Origin of the sequence: Flavobacterium sp. FlaQc-47 (genome assembly GCF_044006475.1) — a bacterium.
Lineage (GTDB): Bacteria > Bacteroidota > Bacteroidia > Flavobacteriales > Flavobacteriaceae > Flavobacterium.
On sequence record NZ_JBIPCQ010000004.1, the window covers coordinates 431,210 to 453,821 of the forward strand.

Genomic DNA, 22,612 nt, shown 5'->3' on the forward strand with positions numbered 1-22,612 from the left:
TATGTTTAAAAAAGTAATAATTGCCGAGGATCTCGAAGATATAAATTTAGGAATCGAGCAAACCTTAAGAAGTTTAGATATTGTAAATTTTCAACATGCAAAATATTGTGATGATGCCTTTTTAAAAATACGAAAAGCCATTATGGACAATGAACCGTATGATTTATTGATTAGCGATCTTTCGTTTAAAAAAGATCATCGTGACGTAAAAATTACTTCGGGCGACGAACTTGTTGAAAAGGTTCGTGAACTTCAGCCCAATATTAAAATCATAGCCTACTCTATCGAAGACAAAAGTTTTAGGATAAAATCACTTTTTGATAACGCAGATATTGATGGTTTTGTATTAAAGGGACGAAACAGTATTGAAGATCTCAAAAAAGCAATTCATCTAATTTCAACTTCAGATCAAAAATTTATTTCGCATGAAGTTGCATCTGCACTTCAGGAAAAAAACAACTTCGAAATTGACGATTTAGACATTCAAATCCTGAAACATTTATCAGCCGGAATTTCACAAGATGATATTATTCAAATTTTCAAAGAGTCAGGAAAAAAGCCAAACAGCAAAAGCGCAATGGAAAAAAGACTTTCAAAACTAAAGGACTTTTTTAAAGCAAATAACACCATACAATTGGTTTTTATTGCAAAGGATATGGGGATTATTTAAAGTCCCTATCTACTTCATTACTAACATTCAAGCTCCTTCTGGGGCTTTTTTTTATTGTTAAAATATAAAGTTTTTGCGATTATGGATTTCCGTAAAATACTGGTTTAGAATAGCTCTAAGTTTGAATTATCAAATCATTTAAATTTAAAATTATGAAAAAATTAGTCGTTTTATTTAGTTTATTCTTCCTTGTTTTAGGAGGCAGTATTGAAGCCCAAAGTGGTCATTACAAAAGTGGAAAAGGTAGTTCTCATAAAGGAGGAAAATATAAAAATTCCAGTACAAATAATCACTACAAAAAAAGGAAATAAAAATTTACAGCTTCGATTGACATGAAAAAGGGTTCGTCAAAAGAAGTTTCTGAACTTAGAAAAACTTTAATAACTAAACCTAAAAATCATGGGCTTTCGATTTCAAAAAAGAGTAAAACTTGGAGGAGGATTTGGATTAAACATAAGTAAATCCGGTATTTCTCCAAGTTTAAGAACAAAAATGGGAACATTCAGCAAAAGCGGATATTCTACAAAAACCGGTATATCCGGACTACATTATAAAAATAGCGGATGCATGGTATTATTTGCATTTACAGGATTTATTACATTTTTAATTTATATCATATAACACTAATAATCATGGGATACAGAAAAGGATATTTCAGAAAAGACGGAACGTATGTTCAAGGACATTTCACCAACACAAGATCAAAATCATATTCAAACAAAAATAAAGGATGCATGTTGTTGCTATTATTAACAATGACATTGGGATTAGGGATTTCATGTTCAGATTCAGATGCAACAAACTCAAATTGCCCAACAAAAACTTGTGGTGATTTTGCAACTCAGCCTCAGGCGCAAGCAACTTTTGAAAGTAACAAAAGCTGTTACAAAAACTTAGATGGTGACGGAAATGGACGCGCATGCGAAAGCTTGCCTAAAAAATAAATTTAAAAAACATGATAACACTAGAATTGCAAAGCCATTTTTTAAGATTATATCAAATGGCATTATCAGACGATCAATTTAATGTTTTAGAACTTCAGATGTTATATCACTTTGCTGATGAACGCGGAATTTCAAAAGAAGAACTGGATAAACTTTTCCTAAATCCCATTAACACGCAATTACTTGTACCTGAAACCCTGACTACAAAAATTGAATATTTATACGATTTTACAAGAATCATTTGGGCCGACGGAAAAATTACCGATGACGAAGAAAATATGCTAAAAAAGTATTGTAGAAAATTTAATTTCCTGGACGAAAACATTAACGACTTATCGAGTTATCTTATTGATTGTGTTCAGAAAAATATTGGAAAAGAAGAAATTATTAATCAGCTAAATTCATAAATAATGAAGTCACTTACACAATTATTTAGTTTAAAAAAAGCAGAAGATGCGCTGGCAAATGCTTTTGAAGAAAATGAAAATGATCGCGAGCAAATTAGAATTACTTATTATCAAAGTGGATTTGCTGCATCAATAAAAGCAACCGGAAAACCTATTGTTTTAAAAGCTTGTTTGCAAAATTTATATATGAGTTTTGAAGATCAGTGCCGAAAACAAAAAGTAGAACAAGACAGATTAAAGCAGCCTTATAAGGAAGAGCAGGAAAAAAACAGAACCGAGCTTAAAAAATCTGAAGCTGCAATTGGAATCTACGAAAAGAAAGAACAGGATGTAAATACTGAAATTGATCAGATAAAAAACGAAATTATCGAGGTAAAACGCAATCCTGATAAATACGGAATCGAAGATGGCAAGGGATTAAAAGCCCAATTTTATATCGGTTTATTTTTATTACTGCCAATAACACTTTATGTATTGGTGTTTTATATTTCAGCTTCCTATTCTGCATTTTTCAAGGAATTTGCAAATGATAGCTTAACAGCTGCAATTTTTGATGCCAATGCTTTAACGAATTCTTTTCAGGCAAGTTGGCTTGAAGGTGTTTTAGTAACCACAATTCCGTTTGTATTTATGGGTTTGGGTTACGTAATTCATATGGTTCAAAAAGGAAAAGGAATCAAGAATGTTTTTAGAATGATAGCACTTTTTGTTACCACATTTTTATTTGATGCTTTACTGGCCTATCAAATAGAAAAGAAAATATATGAGTTTAATAAAACAACCGATTCTGCTCCTTATAATTTAAATATTGCATTAGGAGAAGCTGAGTTTTGGATGATCATATTTGCAGGTTTCGTAGTTTATATTATTTGGGGACTTGTTTTTGATTTTGTAATGAAAGAATTTGAAAACATCGATAAAATCAGAGCTTTTATAAGAGGTAAAAAGGAAAAATTAATTGACCTGGAAAAACTAAAAGCTGATTATCTTAATAAAGTCAATGATTTTAAACAGCAAATTGTAACCATAACCGGAAAAGTAGCTGAACTGCAATCTAAGATTGATGGTTTTGTATTTCCTGTAAAAGAATATCTGCATTATCATCACCAATATAAAGAAGGATGGTTTCAGGCAATTAATACCGAAATAGCTCTGCCCTATACAGAAAAAACAGAATTATTAGAAAGCTGCGATCTTTTTTCAGAAGAGCATTTAAGTAAATTAAACTTAGTAGATCCTGATTTTCAACATTTAGTATATTCTAAAAACTAATAGCTATGAAAAACATTTTGACAGTAACTGCAGTGTCTTTATTGCTGGTTTTAACAATCTCGTGCAAGAACGATTCTGATAAAGAAGATAAAAAAATTGCAGCAAAAAGTCCTGCTGAAGAAAATTACAACATTAGTATTCTACTTGATTTATCGGATAGAATTAGCCTTCAAAAAAATCCGAATCCCACAATGGAATATTACCAAAGGGATTTGGGATATATCAAATCAATTTCTGAGGCTTTTACCCAACATTTAAAATCTAAAAGAATACGACAAATGGATGATAAAATGCAATTGTTTTTTAATCCGGAACCTCTTGATCCAACAATAAATTCAATTGCTAAAAATTTGAGAATTGAAATTAATAAAAACAATGCTTCGAAGGATTTATTGAATTCAATTAACTCAAATTATGCTTCGCAAACGTCAAAAATTTACGATTCGGCAATAAAAGATAATAAATATGTTGGATCAGATATCTGGAACTTTTTTGATACTAAAGTAAAAGATCAATGTATTGAAAACAATTATAGAAATATACTTGTTGTATTAACAGACGGATATATGTTCTATGAAGGAACCGTAATAAAAGAAGGAAACCGAACGACTTATATTACTCCTGAACTGATTAGAAAAAACAAATTAAACACCCAGAATTGGGACAAAAAAATGCATGAACAGGATTTCGGGTTTATTAAAACAAATGATGATATATCAAATCTGGAAGTTTTAGTAATTGGGATAAATCCAAATCATAATAATCCGTATGAAGAAAAAGTAATAAAAGCTTATTGGACAAAATGGTTTACGGAAATGAAAATAAATCATTTTGAGATTAAAAATGCTGATTTACCATCGAATATGGAAACCATTATTAAAGATTTTATTCTAAAAAAGTAAATGCTACTTTACATCATCAATCTATTTAAAGAGGCAATTTATTTGTCCTCTTTTTTTCTATTTATATACTTTCAGAAATTATTTCTTATTTACGGATTTCCATAAAATACTGATTTTTATTGGTTTTACATTTGAAGAACTAAAAAACTCAAATAATAATTAAAACTAAAAATTATGGAATATAAAGTAGTACCATTCGCAGCTTCAATCGACCCAAAAAAAGGAACTTCAGATCATGTTGCTGAACAACTTGAAAGTTTGATCAAACGCCAAAATGTTCAGGGTTTGGAATATGTTCGTCTTGAAAGCGTATCAACATTTGTTCATCCGGATAATGGATGTTTTGGTTTAGGTGCCAAACCTGGCTATACAACAACGAGACAAATGGTCGTTTTTCAAAAAAAATGAAATATCTAATATTATTTAGTATTCAATTGTATTGGAAATTTATTCCTGCATCTAAACGAAAAAGATGCATTTTTAAAAAATCCTGCTCCAATCACGTATTTGAAACCACTCAAAAAGAGGGATTCATTAAGGGATTACAAGCGTTTCAATTTAGATACAAAAATTGTCGGGGAAACTTTCAAATTTTTAAAAATCCAATAAACCATCACGTACAAATGATTCTTCCCTCGCAAATAATTATTGACAGGGAAGAAATCGCTGAAAGACTAATCGATTTTTCAGATACAAAATATTAAAATCCAGTATAAATACGCATTTTAAAGAACGCATTTCTAATTAGATTAGCAACTAATAATCGATCCGGATTATTAGATTTAAATCATAAAATAGATCTGTTGTATAATTAAAATTTCATCCAGCGCCTATGTCAAAAAACTACCTAACCTTATTTTTATTACTCTTAATTTTTTCCTGCAAAAAAGCTGCTGCTCCACCTTCGCTGCAAATTAATTCATTTTACAAACAGGTCGCCCGAATTACTCCGGATGACCGAAAAACAATTACACCCGAAGAAGCTAAAACGTATCATATCAACAACACGTATCATTACGAATACAGAACGGGAAATCCTGGACAATATGAATACAATTATGATGTAAAAGGAATCAATATAAAAGGCGATTCGGTTTGCGGGAATATCAATGTTCAGGGCAAATATGGCGCAGGAATTTTACTTTGTGATTCTATTGACGATATCGAAATCAATACCGAATGGATTTCATACGGAAAACTAAAAGCTACTGACCTGAAAGGAAATGAATACCAATTAATTGTCAAATAAAAACTATAATGAAATACATTTTAATCCTACTCTTTATTGTATTTACTTCTTTTGATTTGCCGGAAACTTCAGTTTATATCTGTGGTTCAACCGGTGCTAAAAAATATCACTATAAAGAAACTTGTCGTGGTTTATCATCTTGTAGCCATGAAACGGTAAAAACGTCGCTAAAACAGGCACAAGGTTTAGGACTCACACTTTGCGGTTGGGAAGATTGATTTTCTTATTCAAATATTAGAATTAATCATTTGATAATAATCAGTTTACGTTTAATTCACATTAGTTTTATTAATTTGAATAAAACTAAACGTTATGAAATTTTTCAACCTAAATTTTCTGGTTTCATTCAAAGAATGGCTTTTTTTAAGAGCCATGCAATCCTCTTTCCTTCATTAATAGATTACAATAAAAATAAAGGAAAACTTATTTGAATGAATAAAATTGAGAACTCATTTTTAAACAAAAACCAATTTGGAGATGATTTCTTGTGGGGTGTTTCAACCGCCGCTTTCCAAATTGAAGGGGCTAATGATGCCGATGGAAAAGGTTCCTCAATCTGGGATGTTTTTACAGCTCAAAAAGGAAAAGTAAAAAACGGACATCATGCTCTAACCGCTTGCGATTTCTATAATTCATACCAAAATGATATTGACTTAATACGCGAACTAAACATTCCGAATTTTAGGTTTTCGATCAGTTGGACCAGAATTATGCCTACAGGAATTCATCCTGTAAACCAAGCCGGAATTGATTATTACAATAAAATCATCAACTCTTTATTAGCTTCCGGGATAGAACCCTGGATTACGCTTTACCATTGGGATTTGCCTCATGTTTTAGAAACCAAAGGCGGCTGGACCAATCGGGAATCTGTCACATGGTTCTCCGATTATGTGGCTATTTGTGCGCAACATTTTGGAGATCGTGTCAAGAACTGGATGGTTATTAATGAACCTTCGGTTTTTACGGGTGCCGGTTATTTTCTGGGTATTCATGCTCCGGGGAAAAAAGGTATTACCAATTATCTTAAAGCCATGCATCACGTGACATTAGCAACGGCTGCGGGCGCAAAAATACTTCGTGATAAAGTTCAGGATGCTAATATAGGAACCACATTTTCCTGTACACATATTGAACCTGCAACGCAAAGCCAAAAAGATGTTGATGCCGCAAAACGTGTTGATACTTTACTGAACAGAACTTTTATTGAGCCAATTTTAAGATTGGGTTATCCGCAAAAGGATTTACCTGTACTAAAAAAACTCAACAATTATATTTTAGGGGATGATCTGGATAATCTTGCTTTCGATTTTGACTTTATAGGCCTGCAATGTTACACGCGCGAAGTCGTAAAATCATCGATCCTGATTCCGTACATTGGTGCCGAATTAATCAGTGCCGAAAAAAGAAACGTGATCTCAACTGATATGGGATGGGAAGTTTATCCGCCCGCACTTTATGAAGTCCTTAAAAAATTCAACGAATACAAAAACATAAAAAAAATCATCATTACGGAAAACGGTGCCGCTTTTCCCGATATTCTTACCAACGGAAAAGTGTATGATATCAAACGCACGCATTATATTCAGGATCATTTAGAACAAATTCTAAAAGCAAAAAAAGACGGTTTAAACGTTGAAGGATACTTTGTCTGGAGTCTGACCGATAACTTTGAATGGGCTGAAGGTTATAATGCGAGATTCGGATTAATTCATGTTGATTTTGACACGCAACAAAGAACTATTAAACATTCAGGATTGTGGTTTAAGGATTTTTTATCTTAAAACTGATATTTCAAATACAAAAAGCCTTTCGCAATTAATGTGAAAGGCTTTTTGCATTTGAAATAAAATCGTTTATCGCTGAACTCTAAAACTATATTGTTGTTTTAAGATCCCGATATGAACCTTGCCATTATTTTTTAAAAATGCTGACACAATAATATATCTTTCTTCGGGATACTTTATTTCATAACTAAAAGTGGTATCTCTTACTTTAAACTGAAGCAAATGTTTTCCATCATCTGATATTGGCAGTTCTGCTGTTTCATATTCAGGCATTGCATTTGTTGCTTTTAAGTTAATATCCTGGACTTTCTTTTTATCCAGAAGTACTTCCAGTTTTAAGTTGTCCAATTTCATGTTTGTAGGTTGCTCAAACGAGACAACATATTTTTTACAACCAAAAGCGGATAAAACAATTAATACTATTAGAAGCTTTTTCATAAGGATATTTTTAAACTGATAGTTCTACAAGGAACATTATTGTAATGTTTTATAAATATAAATAATTTTATTCCAAAAATCCTGCTATCATTAAAAATCAAGCTTTAATAATTTAAAATTTAGTAATTAGCAGGAGTGAAATTCCTGAAAAAAAAATCCATATTTAAAAGCAAAAAAAGTACTTATTTCCTTGATTTCACTAGGTTTATCGAGATTTTTTTCTTATCTTTAAGGTATAAACCAACAGCTAATATATGATAAAAAACAAACTTTTTAAAGGTTTCAATTACTCCTCAAAAAATTATTCTTTTTATTTCTTCCTGCATTTTGATTCTCAAAATGCTTCTAAGTTTCATTCAGAAACTATTCTGTCTCCTCTTTTTTGTGCACAAAGTATAAAAGCGCAAAAGGTACCAAAGCGACAGACCCAATCCCAACCATAATTATTTTTCCTGAATATATTTTCTGATCTGTTTTTTCAGAAATATATCTCCAAAATTAAAGAAAAGATTTCCTTTTTTAGGATGTTCTTTCGACTCTTCATTTTTATTTATCACAAACTACATGTAATTCTATGATTGATTTTTTCAACACTACATTTTTCACTTTTTTTAATAGTCCTGGGCAACCTTTTTAGGATTTTTTGCCTCTATACTATAAAGGTCAAAATTGGTTTTACGCGTAAATAACACGTTCAAACAATCCTAAATTCCCATGCAATGTATTTTGTTTTAAGGAATTTTTGGGAATCCCGGGAAAACGCGGGAATTCTGGGAATCCCTTATCAACAAAGGCCTCAAAGCGCCTTTACTTTGCAATAGAAATTAGTTCAAGTTTATATCTGCAGATTAAACAAAAAACTTAAAACTAGTTCAATAGCAATGTAGAAAACGGTAAGACTGAGTTTATCCGAGAAGTATAAAACAACGTCTTACAGTTCTACAAGCTTTACTTCTCAAAAATCAATTGGTATTGCCATTAACAAGCTCTGGATAAAGCCGGACAGCAATACCTATGTCTAATTTCTAAATTAAATAAAAATGAAAAATCTAATCCTATTTATCGCTTTTGCGCTATTGTTTACTATATTTTCTTGTACTCCTGATGAGTACGAGACACAAACCAAACAGGATATACAAAAAACTGTTCAACCATTAAAAGCGACTTACGCTGATGGTCCTGGTGATGCTGGAGGACCGCCTCCACCAACACCAGAAACTGATCACTAAAAATATATTTTTAGTATCTAATTAATTACTATTTTCGGGGAAAGTAAATTTATATGTTACGGTCCCCGTTTTTTTGTTTTATTATCCTTCTCTTACTTTTTTCCTGCAAAGAAAAAAAGACCATTAATATTGACACAGAATCTATACGAAAAGAGGCACTTAGTATAAGAAATAAAGCTATTGAAAACTTTAACAAACAAAACTTTAATAATGCTTTTCGTGAGTTTAACAAATCAAAAGCACTATATGAAACTATAAAAGACAGTACTAATATAGGGTATATACTTATTCAAATAGCAACAATTCAGCAAGTCAATGGAGACTACTACGGCAGTAAGGAAACCGCAACTGAAGCATCATCTTATTTTAAAAAAAAGAATGTCTATACAGCTGAAATAAATAATAGATTAGGCATTGCTGACAAAGAACTTTCTCAGTATGATGATGCAATTGTTTATTATAAAGAAGCTGCAAAAGAATATATAGATCCTGTTTTTAAGCGAATGCCTTTAAGTAATATTGCACCAGTTTATATCCAACAAAAAAAATACGACAAAGCAATCGTTCTTTTAGAATCTCTTTTGAGCAAAAAATTATTAAGGAAGAAAGGTCAACGAAACGACGACGTCGTACTTATAGATAATCTCGGTTATGCTTATTTTAAGAATGGAATGGATGAAAAAGGATTATTTTTAATGAATAAAGCACTCAAGACCAGAAATGAATTTAAAGATACTTATGGAAGTATTGAAAGTTATTTACACCTTGCTGATTATTATTCTAAAAAAGACATTAAAAAATCAGACGAAAATGCTCATGCAGCTTACAATGCAGCGACAAAACTAAATAGTGTTGACGAAAGATTAGAAGCCCTGCAAATTTTAATTTCAAATAATCATAGTTCCCAAACCAGTAAACATGTTCAAAAATATTTCACACTAAATGACAGCATTATTAAGGTTAGAAATAACTTTAAAAATAAGTTTGCTAAAATTAAATACGATTCTAAAAAAGAAAAAGATGAAAACGCAAAACTTCGTTTAGAAAAAGCAGAAAATCAATTATCTCTTCAAAAAGACAAATACCTGCGAATTGTATTTGCAATTGCTTTTATTTTTCTGGTTATTTTAATCGCAATTTTAATACGCTATTATCGCAATAAAAACAGAGCTATAGAATTCAGGACTTCGTACAACACCGAAACCCGAATCGCTAAAAAAATCCACGATGAACTGGCAAACGATGTGTATCATGTGATTGCTTTTGCCGAATCTCAGCCATTATCTATGGAAAGCACTAAAGAGAATCTACTCCAGAAACTAGATGATATTTACGGACGTGTGAGGGGAATTTCAAGAGAAAATAACAAAATTGAGACTGGTATAGATTTTACAAACAGCGTAAAAGAAATGCTTTCGGCTTTTAATACCAGCGAAAGAAATATAATGACCACTAATTTAGAAAGTATCGACTGGGAAATTATTGACGATATAAAAAAGATCACCATTAGTCGTGTTTTACAGGAATTAATGGTCAATATGAAAAAACACAGCGGCGCGAATCTGGTAATTATAAAATTTGAAAGTGATCAAAAATCAATCTTAATAAACTATACTGATAACGGTAAAGGAAGCGAAAAAACCAAGATGGTAAAAAATGGTCTTCAAAACATGGAAAGCCGTATTCAGGCTGTTAAAGGAACTATTGATTTTGATACCGAACCTGAGAAAGGGTTTAAAGTTAAAATATCTGTACCTAAATAAATACAAACTCAATTCAAAACTATAAAGCCTTTTTTTACCGCAAAGAGCGCAATTTCTTTACACTTATAGTTTTATGAAAACACAAAGTCCGCAAAGCTTTGTATTGATTTCCAGCTTTGCAGAACTTTGTGTTATCCGCAGTTAATTTTTACCCACAGATGAAATGATTAAAAGATTTAATTGGGCATTTGATGAAACAATTCTACCATTATTTTTAATCCATCCGGAGAATACATCCACTCCATCATTTCTGCAGTTTCTTTTCCTTCATCTGCAAATCTTTCAAACATCTGTTTTTCATAATCACTTATTGCCTCTTTTATATCCGTAAACTTTTCGTTATTTAAATTCTCGCTTAAATACAAAGCGTCCAGCATCGCCGAGTTTACTCCTTCTCCATTTGGCGGTAATAAATGTGCCGCATCACCAATTAACGTTATATTAGGATTGGTTTCCCAATATTGATCGAGTGGCATACCGTATAAAGGCCTTACAACAAACTCGGTTTCATCATAATTAAACAATTCCAACCACATCGAATCCCAACTCGCAAATTCCTTTTTAAACCATTCTAAAACCTGTTTATTATCTTTAAAATCGATTCCGCTTTCCACAGCCCAGTTTTCAGCTGCTTTCCATCCAATATAAAAATCCAGACTGCCATCACCTTTGGCACTTAAAAATAAAGTTTGGGAATGGGCCATGGCAGAAATCTTTCCACCTTTTACCAACTCATGCAATTTTCGAGCATTCTTTCCCGATTTAGGAATATTGCAGACTAAATAAGTAACACCAGAATAAATGGGTTTAATTGGCGTAACAAACGGACGGATTTTTGAATTCGCACCATCAGCTCCTATTACAATATCGGCAGTTGCAACGTTACCATTTTTGAAATTAATTTCCCAAACATTATTTTTGTTTTCAACCGAAACTATATGACTGTCCCAAACCATAGTTTCAGGTTCAAGAGCATCTAATAAGATATCTCTTAAAGGTCCGCGATCAATTTGAGGCCTGAAAAATTCATCACCAAAAGCTCCTGTTGATTCTTTTGCGTGGTCATCATGAAACACATTTCCGTTTTCATCCATAACACGGTATCGATCATTATCAGGTCTGTAATTTGCTTTAAAAGCATCCATTAATCCCGCAGCTTCAATTGCCTTTAAACCTGATTCATAATGCAAATCCAGCGTTGCGCCTTGTAGTCTGACATGTCTGTTTTCATCTCTTTCATATACTTTTACATCAGCACCTTTAAGTTGTAAAAGACGGGCAAGAGTTAATCCGCCGGGACCACCTCCTATGATAGCAATTTTTTTATTTTGTAGTAACATACTTTTAAAATTAGTTTTATTACTGCAAAACTATTTCTTTGGTAACTTATGGAATAGTAGAAATCGGTCGTTTTTATCTTTGAATAATTCTTTGGGAACCACTCCGGAAAGTCTTTTGATTTCCTTTATAAAATGATTTTGATCGGTGTAATTGAGTTCAGGAAAAAGTCTTCCTTCTTTAATATGTTCCAGTGATTCCTTGAATCGGACAATATTACAATACGCTTTTAATGAAATTCCGAAATGATCATTAAAATAACGATTGATCTGACGGCTGTTCCAAAATACTTTTTCGGATAATTCTTTTACCGACATAGAACCATTTGAAGCATAAATCAATTCAAATAATTTTTGCTTTCTTGGATCGATATCCAGCTTGATAAGCGAAATCATTTTAGTGGAAACTTTATCGCAAAATAGGTCAAAATCATTTAGGTCGTCCTTTGTAATTCCCCAAAAATCTTTTGGTAAAGCATCAGCAGTATTTATTATGGAAGCTGCTTTTACATCTAACAAATATTCAATCGCAAGAAGTTTGAAACTTATGGCAAACAACAACGCTTTGGGCGAAATCGCAGTTTGCGCAGGTTCAGTTTCCAAACCCATTCGCATAATATGAAAGGATTGTTCCGGTGAATAAAAAAACATAATATCAAACCTTCCGTTAGGCAAAACAACAATTTCATGTGGTGAATCTGATGTATTTTCAAGCATCCATATATTTTCTACAAAATCAGAAAGTTCCGGTTGAGGTTTTATTACTTTACGTATTATGTCATGGTTTGCTGTCAAATTTTTCTTTTAGTATTAAACTTAAATTTTGTTTATAAAAATAATAAATTTAATAAGTGAGTGAGTGTAATTAATTTCAAAGAAAAAAACTCATTTCTCCCACCAATAAAAAAGCCTTTCAAAATTTACTCTTGAAAGGCTTATTATATTTAAATTAATAAGATTATTTACTTTCTACGGAATTTAATCTTCTATTTTGTTCTTCAACAATCTTAGTCAAATCGGTAATATTTTTTTGTTGTTGTATTGCGTGCAAAGTTAGTTCTTCAATCTTTTTTAATAAATTCAAATTCATCTCAGCCAGCATTAATCCATTTTTTTCAATTTCCTTAGCTGAAGGAATTTCAGGTAAATGATTATTTGCCTTTATATATTCTTCAACTTCTTGTAATGGCTTTAATTTATAATCATTTGCAAAAACATAATCCGGAACTACTACTCCAGCATTAAGTGTAACTTTTACTTCCTGAGCATGAATATTTCCTGCAACTGTAAGTTTTGAGTCCGGGGCTGTTGTACCGATACCTACATTACCATTTCCCTGAATTCTGACCTTTTCTGTTTGACCAGTCCCATGCGAATCCTGTGTGAAGAACTGCATTCCGTAAATATTAGACCCTTCGCTTTCTGTGATTGACCTAATAGAAGTACCAAAAGTTACAAGATTGCCATTTGCAATAGAATGTGAAATCATTATAGCAGAACTGTTATTACTATTTGATAAATTTCTGACCGATAAACCACCATAGAATGTTTGAATCCCTTCAAAATTATTTTCTCCGCGAGTAGCTAATTCGTTCCATGAATTCCAAATACCTTCAGGATTTAAATCCGAACTTTTAGTTCTAAAAGAAATTCGATTGCCCCCGTGTGGACCGTAATCAGCACTAATCTGACAATCGTATCTATTATCTAACCCTCCAAAACTTATTAATGCACCGTTCCAGGGTGTCCCTGCTGTTGCATAAGAAAAAGTATATCCTCCCTTAAAAGTATCTGCAGTACCAGGAACTCTTATACTATTAGTCGGGTTTAAAGTTTGCGCTACTAAGTTTGTCACATTAAATAATACAATTGTCAGTATTATAATTATCTTACTAGTTTCATTTTTTTTATACATCTGTTATTTTAATTTTTGTTCAATTTTAGATAATCTTCGAAAACAGTTCTAAAAGATTTATTTTCTTTCTTTATCTGTTCAATTTGCTCAATTTGTTTTTCAATTTTATTGTTTTGTTCAATCATATAAAGCGTCATTTCCTCAATCTTTTTAAGCAAATTCATGTTCATTTCTGCCAGCATTAAACCATTCTTTTCTATTTCCTGAGCAGACGGTATTTCTGGCAAATGATTGTTTTGTTTGATATACTGTTCGACTTCTTGCAATGATTTTAACTTATAGTCATTTGCAAAAACGTAATCAGGAACTACTACTCCAGCATTAAGTGTAACTTTTACTTCCTGAGCATGAATATTTCCTGCAACTGTCAGTTTTGATTCTGGATTAGTTGCACCAATACCAACATTCCCATTTTTTAAAATCCGAATAAAACCATAACTAGCACGAAAACTAGCCACTTTTATATCTGTAAAATCATCTGTAGCACTAGTATAACCCGTTTCAATTATTGGAGTACTTGACCATGCAGAATTCCCTACAGATAACTTAACTCCATGATTATTTCCTATCGACAAAGGAGAGGTTAACTCTGAAGTTCCTATACCGCCACTTCCGCCAATTTTTAGATTAGCTGAAGATTCAACATCATTTTTAGAATCTAATATGTTACGCCAATCGGTCCAACCACTTTGACCATAAAATGCAGTTCTGTATCTAATTCTGTCGTTGTCAGCTCCTGTCCCAACAAAATATAACTGAGAAACTAAATGATTAACTCTTCCATTTATTTCCAATAATGAACCATATTGAGAAGGTGAATTTGCAGCATTATAATTATCCCAAAGTTTTATAGACATGGGATCAATACCAACTCGCGGAAGACTTGTAAAATCTTTTTGTTCTAGTGACCAACTTAAACTCTTCGATCCTAAATTACCATTAAACGTTTGGCTATAGGAAAATGAGTAAAATAGTATTATTAAAAAAAGTAATATTTTTTTCATGAGTTTGTTATTTTAATTTTTCTTTCAATCTTTAGATAATCTTTTAAAAATGGTTTTAAAAGATTGTTTATCTTTTTTTGTTCAATCCTAACAAATCGGGAGAACTTTGCAATCCATGTTTCGCAACGTTAGAAATCTACGAGGTTTAATAATACTTTCAATCTTCCTTTTGTCTTATTGGAATGGGCAAGGAAAGAATTCCGCGCTATCGTTACATACATTCGAGCGATCGGGTCATTCCCGATAACTATCACGTAATATCTTCAAAATAAAAATTATAAATATAAAAACACTACAAATAGATATAATTTTAAGCCGTTCATCAATACTAGAATAATAAGATAAAATACTGGGGAATAAAAAAATGACAAATAAATTACTACTCACATGTATAAGAAAATTATTCATTATTGATTTACTTTTATAAAAAATATATGATAATGCTAGACTACTAATAAAAGCAAAAATCGCATTGTTTCTCCCAAAAAAATGTAAAAATGCAAAACCTAGAGAAACAATTAATATTGATATTAATATATTATACCTAACTAGAAAGTTCTTTAACCAATATCCTCTAAATATTAATTCTTCTGTAAAGGATTTTATCACTAATGCAACAATAAAATAAAAATCAACTTTATCATAATAGTCAATAGAATTATTATAAAAAAAACATATTAAGCCTTCTTTAAAAAAAAGCATAGAAAATATAAGCAAAACACCACATAAAAGACGATAATCAAAACTAAGAATAAAATTAGTTTTGATATTTTCCCTATTACATACTATAATATATATTGATAGAACTACATCAAATGTTATTGATAAAACACCTCTCAGGTTAAAATGAAAATCCAAAAAACCCAAGATTATACATAAAAATATATATATTAAATATTTGATCATGGCATTAGTATCCTTTAGTAATTAATTCAAATCTGCTGGGACCATAAATCCAGCTTTGCTGAGAATTTCTCATTGTAGGTGTTTGATAAATTGGTTGTTTTTGAAAAACACGATTAATTAAACGTTGCTTAGCCTGTTGAGTTCTGTCGTCTCTCGATGCTTGAGTATCTTTTGCATTTAGATCAACTGTATCTAATAAATTACCAGGTGCATTTAAGAGTTTTACTATACTATTATGTAAAAAGTATTCTTTAAGATGATCCATTATTTTAGACTCTCCCGAATCTTGAATATATTGCGACACAGTTGGATCATCATCTATTTTTTTCGAAGAATATACTTCTTCTCCAGTACCCTCTAATTCTATACCTTTATGAGTAGGTTTAAATGGATGCTTCTCTAAAAATTCTTTTACTTTTCTCCAATCGTGCCCGTACTTTTTAGCAATTTCTTTTGCATCTTTTGTTATTTCATCATCACCTTGTAATCTGTGCATATAATGATTCAATCCGGAAACCACAAGTCCAGTTACTGCCCCTTGCCAAAAATTACCTCCAGTAAGTACAGCTCCTGCTCCTCCTGATACAGTCCCGAAAGCAATCATACCTAAACCTCCTGTTCCTGTCCCTATACCTTGCATACCTGTACCTGGAATAGCATGAGCATTTTCCCCCAAGCCATCCATACTTGAACCGCCACTCCAAGCACTTGCTGCAATACTACTCAAAGCACCTGCTGCAAAACCACTCCAGAATTTACCTCCGGAAATAGCAGTCATACTACCTTGAAAAGTACCATGTGCTGCCGCACTGAAAGCTGCCTGTGAATAAAAATTAGTAAACAATGCTGAAGAAGCGCTACCAATACCAAAAGTTACCGCAGAACTCGCTGCCCCAATAAAAGTTGCTTTAAGCAAACCTCCAACACTAAAAGGAACATCAGCTAGTAAGGCAGTTAAAGTATAAGTTGTGGCAGCTATGATTGCACCAATAATCACTACGGCACCAAGCGTGATTGCTTCTTCACCGCTAGGGTCTGTATACTTTAACGGATTATTCAACACATAACCGTAGCGGTTGTAATTTTGTGTGTTTGCAGGATCCTGAATAAAATTGTCGGGTTGCAGGAAACGGTGCAATTTTGGATCATATAAACGACCGTTCATATTTATAATTTCTACGCTTTGCAAATGCTCATGACCAGTATATCCACGATCTAATACTGTTAGAATTGCTAAGACTGTGCCCGCACCATTTTGTACTTGTAATACAGCTCCCCAGGCATCAAACAATCTTTTTTCGACTATTCCACCAGCGTTATCCGTTACAGCTAATATAGTGCCTTGGTAATCTCTATGTAAATATAAATAATTTTGTGTTATACCATCACTTTTTACTACTATTGGGGCACTATAGCCATCTCCCCCAATGTAAGTTACAAACTCGATTTTTCCTGTAGTTCTGTTTTCTTTGATCTCCATAGTACCGTCACCCGAATAATGCTTGCGAAGCGGACGTAATAATTTATCTCCTTGTACCCCTCCATAAAACATTGTACTACGATCATTACCATCATTATACGTAAAACTTAAGTAATCGATATAATTTTCATCACCTCCTCTTTCTCTTATCGTTACAGGGCTCTTAAACGTATTATAAGTAACTTCAAGCCCAATTGTAGAAGCCGGAGGTGTTGGTACCGCTAACTGGGATGATGCTTGGTTGTTTGTAAATGATGTATTTTTTAAATTTGCTAATCTGTTTTGGTAATAACTCAATGCCTGTGGCGTTAACGTAATTGAATTATTTTGGTATGTTTTGCCTGTTACTGTATAATTATAAGTACCTACACTATTCTGGGTAATTTTACCTTTTGCATCATAATTCTGCGTTTGTGGTATTGACCGTACATCATTGTAAGTTAATAATCGATCTAATTCATCATAAGTAAAGTTTTCATTCCAATTGAATAAATTATTTGTTCGAGTAGTTAAATTTCCTCTTTTTGGTTCAAAAACTGTGGTCAATGTCATTACATTTCCAGGATTTGTAACCATTCTGTCAAATTTAAACTGAGAAGCATAACCATATTGATCATAGGTATTAGTAATACCCATACCGTTTCCTAAACTGGCACTTGTTAACTGTCCTCTTTCGTTCAGCGAATTGGTTTGCCATAATACTTGTTGAGTAGCATCGTCTACAAGTTGCCATGCAAAACCATTTTGATACATATGCTTCAAAGTCTTTGAACTTGATTTACCTGAGATAGCTGCTGTCGATGTTTCTTTATCGGCACGGCCAAACGTATCATACGTAAGCTCTTTAGTAAAAGTGGCATAAGGTGTATTCTCTATGGTTTTACTTATTCTGTTATAACTATCATATTCAAATGAATTCGTAATCGAATTGCCTTCTATGATATTAACAAATGAACTACTGGTTAGTAAATTAGTACTTGGATTATAAACATAGTTGGTTTTGCTGTTGGTATTGGTACCCACTATTGTTTTTTCGGTTGTTTTTCCTGTGGCATCATAAATATAAGCAGTAGTACCATTTGGTGTAGTCTCCGTTTTAATTTGTCCAAAAGCATCATATGAATAGGTATAAGTTCCGGCACTAGGGTCAGTCATTGCAACTTTATTACCCCAGCCATCTATAGAAATCGATACTTTGTTACCTTGATAATCAGATTCCTTTAATTGCCCGTCAGCATAATATATAAAATTGACTGCTCCTCCCGGATCAGTAGTCTGGGTTTTATTTCCTAAAGCATCAACTGTAACAGTGGTTATTTTTCCATCATCATTACTGGTTGTAGTTAATCCGGAATAGGATAAAGTCTGAATTTTACCTGTATGCGCTGTCACTGTAGTAGGTCGCATTAAATAATCATACTCATAAATAGTCCATTGGTTAGGAGATGAAAAATAAGGTTCACTTTCTTTGGTTTTTCTTCCTAACGCATCATAAACAACCTGTTTATACACTAAAGAACCTGATGTAAAACCTTTTGTACTAGTGATTATGGCTCTTCCTAAAACATCATATCTGGTTGAGGTTTTGGCATCGGTATTATTAGTGGTAGTAGTTGTATAACCTCCATCTGACAATTTAGTATAAACGATTGTAGTTACCAGAGGTGTTGAAGATACATTTTGAGTGGTTGTATTGATCAATTTACCCCAATTATCATACACATAATCATTTACAACTCCTAAATAATCTGTGGACTTAGTAACTTGTCCTAAAGTATTATATATAAAATTCGTAACAAACCCCTGATGGTCTGTTTTTTTAATTACAAATCGTTTTGTACCATCATACTCATCTGAAATGGTTCTTGGTATTGCAGGAGTCGATGCACCAGGAGCACTTACGGTTTTAGTCAATAAATTACCTAACGAATCATACGTCATATCCTCTATTATTGGATATGTATTATGTCCTTTTTTTTCTGTTCTGGTTAAATTTGATCCTGTATACGTATATTTTTCTTCTGATGAACGTGTATCTCCTGTATAAATAGTACTTGAAGCACTAACTTTTTTAGGTCTTCCTACATAAAAGGCGCTCCCTGCACCATCAGGATTATTATCATAATCTGTATCTATAGTTGTAGTCCCTTGTAAAGTTGCTCCGCTATATTGCTTTGAAACACTGCGTACCTGCAAACCAAAATAATTAGTACTATCGACTGTTCCGTCATAAGTGAAATTGGTTTCGTTTTTTACACCTGTTAAATGATCTATAGAAGTTTGTTTCGTTAGTAAAACATTGTAAACTCCACTATTTGAATTCGATGCACCCGCACTCTGAGAATTTGTGGTGGGTGAAGCTGTAAACTTACTGTTATTAGTTGCGCTGGCAATAAACCCGGGCTTTAAAATTATTTGTGGTGCCTGATAATTTACCGCAACATCATCATTTATTTTTGATGAGGCAGTAATAGAACTATTTGCTTTATATGTTTGTCCTACAGTAACAGGATCTTGTATAATGATATTATCCTGAATAGTTCGTGATGAAATAGCGTCACCACCGCCTTCTGTATAAACAGCGAATACATTTGTCTTGGTGCTTAATAAATTCGACGGAACACTATTAAATACCGTTGTGCCGTCAGTACTGCTCCAAGTTATTGTATTGGCACCTTTAAGAGCAACATCATTAAATTGTGTAGTCCATATTTTAGGATCAGATTCACTTAAGTACCAACTACTTCTCGTTGTTTTTATAAAGCCAACTGTTCCGTAATTAAAATTAGATACAAAACCTCTATATCTAAAATCTTGGTATTTAGAAATTCCATTTATGGTAGCGATAAGTTTTGAAACTAAGTAATTCATAGGATTTCTTATAATTTCAATATTAGGATAATTGACACTATTACCCGAAGAGTAAAAATCTAATGTACTGTTACCTAATCCACTATCAGTAGACTCCATTGTTTTATATTCAATAGTCTGTTTTATATTACTGCTAGATTCTGTTACGGTTATCAGCCTATTTTCTGTTTCTACATTTTTATTGAATTGATAGTATTCAACTATATTCTTGTGACCTCTAACAACAATTATGTCAGTATTAGCTCCATTATATCTATAATTTGATGTAACAGGAATAGGAATGTCAGGTGAACCAGAATCAAACACACCGGAATTATAAGTTTGTATAAAACCTGAGGATCCTACTTTACCTATATTATTTGTAAAAGCGGTTACCTGCCATTGAGTATTATGATCGTTAATCGTCCACATTGGCTTATAATATTTTCTCCAAATACGAACTAAATCCGATTTACCATCACCATTAATATCCAAGGCATAATAATTACTAAAATCTACTTGCGTATCAAAATGACTACCAGTACTAGGCCAGTATTCAACAATATCATGAGATTCTTTAGTAAAAAATTCTCCTCCTGCCGGATTAGCATTATTAAAATAAATATGCCATTTTATTTGTCCCTGACCTCCTTCAGCGTCAGGAAGCATAATATCTGTCTTACCATCTCCATTATAATCTCCGAGAAGCATTTGTTTAGTTTGGGAATATTTATCAATACTGCCATAACCTATCACCTCAAGTTCTAACCACGGAGCTGCTGGAAGTTGTTTGAAACTTACAATTCGATACGATTTGTCGTAATTTATCACTAATATATCGGATTTACTGTCTCCATTAAAATCAGCTATTATCCTCCGGTCTCCTTCTAATAAACTACTATTTCCTATCTTTAAAAATCCATTTTCTCCTAATATTGTAGATGCATTTTGGTCTAGATTTACAATATGAAATTCTTCTCCTTCATTTGTATATTCTGTATAGCAATCAGTACTAGGAATACCATCTGGATCATATACTTCCATTCCGCTGTTAAAAGCTTTTGCGTTTTTGATACTAACAACTAGTACTTCACTTATTCCATCACCATTAAAATCACCCTCAGAATATGTATTTATTTTAAGAGGATCAATATAAAAACCCGTACAATTTGGATGATCTAAAGTAGTATCGTGATTTAGTAAATTATTAAAATTTATAGTTTTTGTTTGATCTAAGATAATGGCTCCAGCTCTTAAATTGTAAATTTTAAATTCAATTGTGCCTAAAGTTTCCTTTACATAAACAAAAGACTGAAATTGGTTTAACTTATTGTTTAATACAGTAGTCGCTGAAAAAGGTACTCTTCCTAGATTTGGCAAATTTATTGGTGCATTTCCTGAATTACCATTAAATAAATTAGTAAAAACTTGATTATTTGCTACAAAATCTAACCTTCCATCACCATCAAAATCACCCGCTAAATCTGTTTTGTCAAAAGCCAGATTATTTGAATATTCTTTTTCTGTTCTTTCCGGAGTAACAGGACTTGAAGCATATTTGAACTCTACAGGATTTGACACTTCATTTTGAGCATTTATTTCCTGAATGTTTGCTATTCTTTCATACCCCAAACTGGTATCTTCCAGATGTGTAAGCTTATAGGTCCTAAAAATATTATTATTTGCAAATACCTGAATATTTTCTAATATTTGAGTAGCATAAACTGGAGATCCTTTCATAAAATCTCGTTCTACACGTTTAGCACTTCTATAATTAAAACTTATTTTATTTTGAGTTGCGATTCCTGCAATACTGTTTCCACTAAACGTAATATTATCAATATATAATTGACCTGTATTATTATAAGCGACTGTTTTGTAATTATAATCAATAAAATTACCATTTACATCTTCGTAATGAACAATGTACCAAGAATTTAATGAAACTGAATTCTGCAAACTTCCGGCACCTTTTGAACCGTACCAACTTCTTGATCCATCCGGAGCTGTAACAATAAAGTAAGTCGTTGTACCTTCAGTTTTTAATTCAATTCTGGTATTACTTTTATATTCCGTCTCATAAGTAGAACCACCTGCCCAATACGTTCCGGTTTTTATTAAAAGTCGTTGACCATCTAATGCTAATTTATCGTTATCATCAAAATCGACTCCATCAACAAAGCCATCAATATCCCGTCTTGTTGAAATACGACTTATAGCGGAGATACTATTAATACTCCATCCTTGTCCTGCAATCCCTCCCCTAACTCCACTGCTGTAAGTAAGATTAATTATTGGCGCCACACCTTTTATACTTGGCGGAGTTGCAATAGGCAAATTATAATTTGCAGTTCCTGATGCTGAAATTTGTAATTCTCCTTTTGTATCTGTAAAATTTTGAGAAAAAGTAAATTGTGTTATTAAAACTAAAATGAAAAAGTAAAATTGCTTCATATATC

General features: G+C 32.3%; 21 protein-coding genes. 14 read left to right on the plus strand and 7 right to left on the minus strand.

Annotation, left to right across the window (positions count from 1 at the left end; genetic code table 11):
• The first annotated feature begins 1 nt into the window (after position 1).
• The 12 genes from ACHRVX_RS15075 (at position 2) to ACHRVX_RS15130 (ending at position 7,228) form a co-directional block, all read left to right on the plus strand.
• Positions 2 to 670, plus strand: a complete 669-nt coding sequence (locus ACHRVX_RS15075; RefSeq protein WP_395333617.1) for a response regulator — start codon at positions 2 to 4, stop codon at positions 668 to 670.
• A 152-nt stretch (positions 671 to 822) separates the two neighbouring features.
• Positions 823 to 981, plus strand: coding sequence for a hypothetical protein (locus ACHRVX_RS15080; protein ID WP_156062672.1), 159 nt, complete (start codon positions 823 to 825; stop codon positions 979 to 981).
• 88 nt (positions 982 to 1,069) lie between these two features.
• The gene (locus ACHRVX_RS15085; protein WP_395333619.1) at positions 1,070 to 1,291 is read left to right on the plus strand and encodes a DUF4236 domain-containing protein; all 222 of its coding nucleotides are present in this window, start codon (positions 1,070 to 1,072) and stop codon (positions 1,289 to 1,291) included.
• Positions 1,292 to 1,302: 11 nt separating this feature from the next.
• Positions 1,303 to 1,614 (plus strand): hypothetical protein, encoded by a 312-nt coding sequence (locus ACHRVX_RS15090; RefSeq protein ID WP_395333621.1) that lies wholly within the window; start codon positions 1,303 to 1,305, stop codon positions 1,612 to 1,614.
• Between the two features lie 11 nt (positions 1,615 to 1,625).
• Positions 1,626 to 2,021 (plus strand): hypothetical protein, encoded by a 396-nt coding sequence (locus ACHRVX_RS15095; RefSeq protein WP_395333623.1) that lies wholly within the window; start codon positions 1,626 to 1,628, stop codon positions 2,019 to 2,021.
• A gap of 3 nt (positions 2,022 to 2,024) precedes the next feature.
• Positions 2,025 to 3,293 carry an ABC transporter permease gene (locus ACHRVX_RS15100; RefSeq protein WP_395333625.1) on the plus strand — a complete coding sequence of 423 codons (1,269 nt, stop codon included), beginning with the start codon at positions 2,025 to 2,027 and terminating at the stop codon, positions 3,291 to 3,293.
• A 5-nt stretch (positions 3,294 to 3,298) separates the two neighbouring features.
• Positions 3,299 to 4,195: a hypothetical protein gene (locus ACHRVX_RS15105; protein ID WP_395333627.1), complete on the plus strand. Its 897-nt coding sequence runs from the start codon at positions 3,299 to 3,301 to the stop codon at positions 4,193 to 4,195.
• A 174-nt stretch (positions 4,196 to 4,369) separates the two neighbouring features.
• Entirely contained in the window at positions 4,370 to 4,603 is a 234-nt protein-coding gene (locus ACHRVX_RS15110) for a hypothetical protein (RefSeq protein ID WP_395333629.1), read from the plus strand.
• Positions 4,600 to 4,899, plus strand: a complete 300-nt coding sequence (yidD, locus tag ACHRVX_RS15115; protein WP_395333631.1) for a membrane protein insertion efficiency factor YidD — start codon at positions 4,600 to 4,602, stop codon at positions 4,897 to 4,899. Before ACHRVX_RS15110 ends, yidD begins: the two co-directional genes overlap by 4 nt.
• Positions 4,900 to 5,027: 128 nt before the next feature.
• Positions 5,028 to 5,444, plus strand: a complete 417-nt coding sequence (locus ACHRVX_RS15120; RefSeq protein ID WP_395333633.1) for a hypothetical protein — start codon at positions 5,028 to 5,030, stop codon at positions 5,442 to 5,444.
• 8 nt (positions 5,445 to 5,452) lie between these two features.
• Entirely contained in the window at positions 5,453 to 5,662 is a 210-nt protein-coding gene (locus ACHRVX_RS15125; protein WP_395333635.1) for a hypothetical protein, read from the plus strand.
• Between the two features lie 213 nt (positions 5,663 to 5,875).
• Complete coding sequence (locus tag ACHRVX_RS15130) at positions 5,876 to 7,228, plus strand: GH1 family beta-glucosidase (RefSeq protein WP_395333637.1); 1,353 nt, start codon at positions 5,876 to 5,878, stop codon at positions 7,226 to 7,228.
• 72 nt (positions 7,229 to 7,300) lie between these two features.
• Here ACHRVX_RS15130 and ACHRVX_RS15135 read toward each other — a convergent pair whose 3' ends face one another.
• Complete coding sequence (locus ACHRVX_RS15135; protein WP_395333639.1) at positions 7,301 to 7,669, minus strand: hypothetical protein; 369 nt, start codon at positions 7,667 to 7,669, stop codon at positions 7,301 to 7,303.
• 1,040 nt (positions 7,670 to 8,709) lie between these two features.
• Between ACHRVX_RS15135 and ACHRVX_RS15140 the strand changes: the two genes are divergently transcribed.
• Both ACHRVX_RS15140 and ACHRVX_RS15145 read left to right on the plus strand, forming a co-directional pair.
• Positions 8,710 to 8,898, plus strand: a complete 189-nt coding sequence (locus ACHRVX_RS15140; RefSeq protein ID WP_395333641.1) for a hypothetical protein — start codon at positions 8,710 to 8,712, stop codon at positions 8,896 to 8,898.
• 53 nt (positions 8,899 to 8,951) lie between these two features.
• Positions 8,952 to 10,661, plus strand: coding sequence for an ATP-binding protein (locus ACHRVX_RS15145; protein ID WP_395333643.1), 1,710 nt, complete (start codon positions 8,952 to 8,954; stop codon positions 10,659 to 10,661).
• Between the two features lie 176 nt (positions 10,662 to 10,837).
• Here the strand turns inward: ACHRVX_RS15145 and ACHRVX_RS15150 are convergent, their stop codons facing one another.
• From ACHRVX_RS15150 to ACHRVX_RS15175, 6 genes are all read right to left on the minus strand, one after another.
• Positions 10,838 to 12,001: an FAD-dependent oxidoreductase gene (locus ACHRVX_RS15150; RefSeq protein WP_395333645.1), complete on the minus strand. Its 1,164-nt coding sequence runs from the start codon at positions 11,999 to 12,001 to the stop codon at positions 10,838 to 10,840.
• Between the two features lie 30 nt (positions 12,002 to 12,031).
• Positions 12,032 to 12,793, minus strand: a complete 762-nt coding sequence (locus ACHRVX_RS15155) for a DUF6597 domain-containing transcriptional factor (RefSeq protein WP_395333646.1) — start codon at positions 12,791 to 12,793, stop codon at positions 12,032 to 12,034.
• Positions 12,794 to 12,956: 163 nt separating this feature from the next.
• Positions 12,957 to 13,853 (minus strand): hypothetical protein, encoded by an 897-nt coding sequence (locus ACHRVX_RS15160; protein WP_395333648.1) that lies wholly within the window; start codon positions 13,851 to 13,853, stop codon positions 12,957 to 12,959.
• A 68-nt stretch (positions 13,854 to 13,921) separates the two neighbouring features.
• Positions 13,922 to 14,917 (minus strand): hypothetical protein, encoded by a 996-nt coding sequence (locus ACHRVX_RS15165; RefSeq protein ID WP_395333650.1) that lies wholly within the window; start codon positions 14,915 to 14,917, stop codon positions 13,922 to 13,924.
• Positions 14,918 to 15,151: 234 nt separating this feature from the next.
• A complete protein-coding gene (locus ACHRVX_RS15170; RefSeq protein WP_395333652.1) occupies positions 15,152 to 15,823 on the minus strand; it encodes a lysostaphin resistance A-like protein in 672 nt (223 codons plus the stop codon).
• Between the two features lie 4 nt (positions 15,824 to 15,827).
• Positions 15,828 to 22,607, minus strand: coding sequence for an RHS repeat-associated core domain-containing protein (locus tag ACHRVX_RS15175; RefSeq protein ID WP_395333654.1), 6,780 nt, complete (start codon positions 22,605 to 22,607; stop codon positions 15,828 to 15,830).
• Between the last annotated feature and the right edge of the window lie 5 nt (positions 22,608 to 22,612).

Excerpts from the sequence above, each read along its gene's own strand:
- ACHRVX_RS15075 (WP_395333617.1), top strand. The coding sequence starts at position 2 with ATGTTTAAAAAAGTAATAATTGCCGAGGATCTCGAAGATATAAATTTA.
- ACHRVX_RS15080 (WP_156062672.1), top strand. The coding sequence starts at position 823 with ATGAAAAAATTAGTCGTTTTATTTAGTTTATTCTTCCTTGTTTTAGGA.
- ACHRVX_RS15085 (WP_395333619.1), top strand. The coding sequence starts at position 1,070 with ATGGGCTTTCGATTTCAAAAAAGAGTAAAACTTGGAGGAGGATTTGGA.
- ACHRVX_RS15090 (WP_395333621.1), top strand. The coding sequence starts at position 1,303 with ATGGGATACAGAAAAGGATATTTCAGAAAAGACGGAACGTATGTTCAA.
- ACHRVX_RS15095 (WP_395333623.1), top strand. The coding sequence starts at position 1,626 with ATGATAACACTAGAATTGCAAAGCCATTTTTTAAGATTATATCAAATG.
- ACHRVX_RS15100 (WP_395333625.1), top strand. The coding sequence starts at position 2,025 with ATGAAGTCACTTACACAATTATTTAGTTTAAAAAAAGCAGAAGATGCG.
- ACHRVX_RS15105 (WP_395333627.1), top strand. The coding sequence starts at position 3,299 with ATGAAAAACATTTTGACAGTAACTGCAGTGTCTTTATTGCTGGTTTTA.
- ACHRVX_RS15110 (WP_395333629.1), top strand. The coding sequence starts at position 4,370 with ATGGAATATAAAGTAGTACCATTCGCAGCTTCAATCGACCCAAAAAAA.
- yidD (WP_395333631.1), top strand. The coding sequence starts at position 4,600 with ATGAAATATCTAATATTATTTAGTATTCAATTGTATTGGAAATTTATT.
- ACHRVX_RS15120 (WP_395333633.1), top strand. The coding sequence starts at position 5,028 with ATGTCAAAAAACTACCTAACCTTATTTTTATTACTCTTAATTTTTTCC.
- ACHRVX_RS15125 (WP_395333635.1), top strand. The coding sequence starts at position 5,453 with ATGAAATACATTTTAATCCTACTCTTTATTGTATTTACTTCTTTTGAT.
- ACHRVX_RS15130 (WP_395333637.1), top strand. The coding sequence starts at position 5,876 with ATGAATAAAATTGAGAACTCATTTTTAAACAAAAACCAATTTGGAGAT.
- ACHRVX_RS15135 (WP_395333639.1), bottom strand. The coding sequence starts at position 7,669 with ATGAAAAAGCTTCTAATAGTATTAATTGTTTTATCCGCTTTTGGTTGT.
- ACHRVX_RS15140 (WP_395333641.1), top strand. The coding sequence starts at position 8,710 with ATGAAAAATCTAATCCTATTTATCGCTTTTGCGCTATTGTTTACTATA.
- ACHRVX_RS15145 (WP_395333643.1), top strand. The coding sequence starts at position 8,952 with ATGTTACGGTCCCCGTTTTTTTGTTTTATTATCCTTCTCTTACTTTTT.
- ACHRVX_RS15150 (WP_395333645.1), bottom strand. The coding sequence starts at position 12,001 with ATGTTACTACAAAATAAAAAAATTGCTATCATAGGAGGTGGTCCCGGC.
- ACHRVX_RS15165 (WP_395333650.1), bottom strand. The coding sequence starts at position 14,917 with ATGAAAAAAATATTACTTTTTTTAATAATACTATTTTACTCATTTTCC.
- ACHRVX_RS15170 (WP_395333652.1), bottom strand. The coding sequence starts at position 15,823 with ATGATCAAATATTTAATATATATATTTTTATGTATAATCTTGGGTTTT.
- ACHRVX_RS15175 (WP_395333654.1), bottom strand. The coding sequence starts at position 22,607 with ATGAAGCAATTTTACTTTTTCATTTTAGTTTTAATAACACAATTTACT.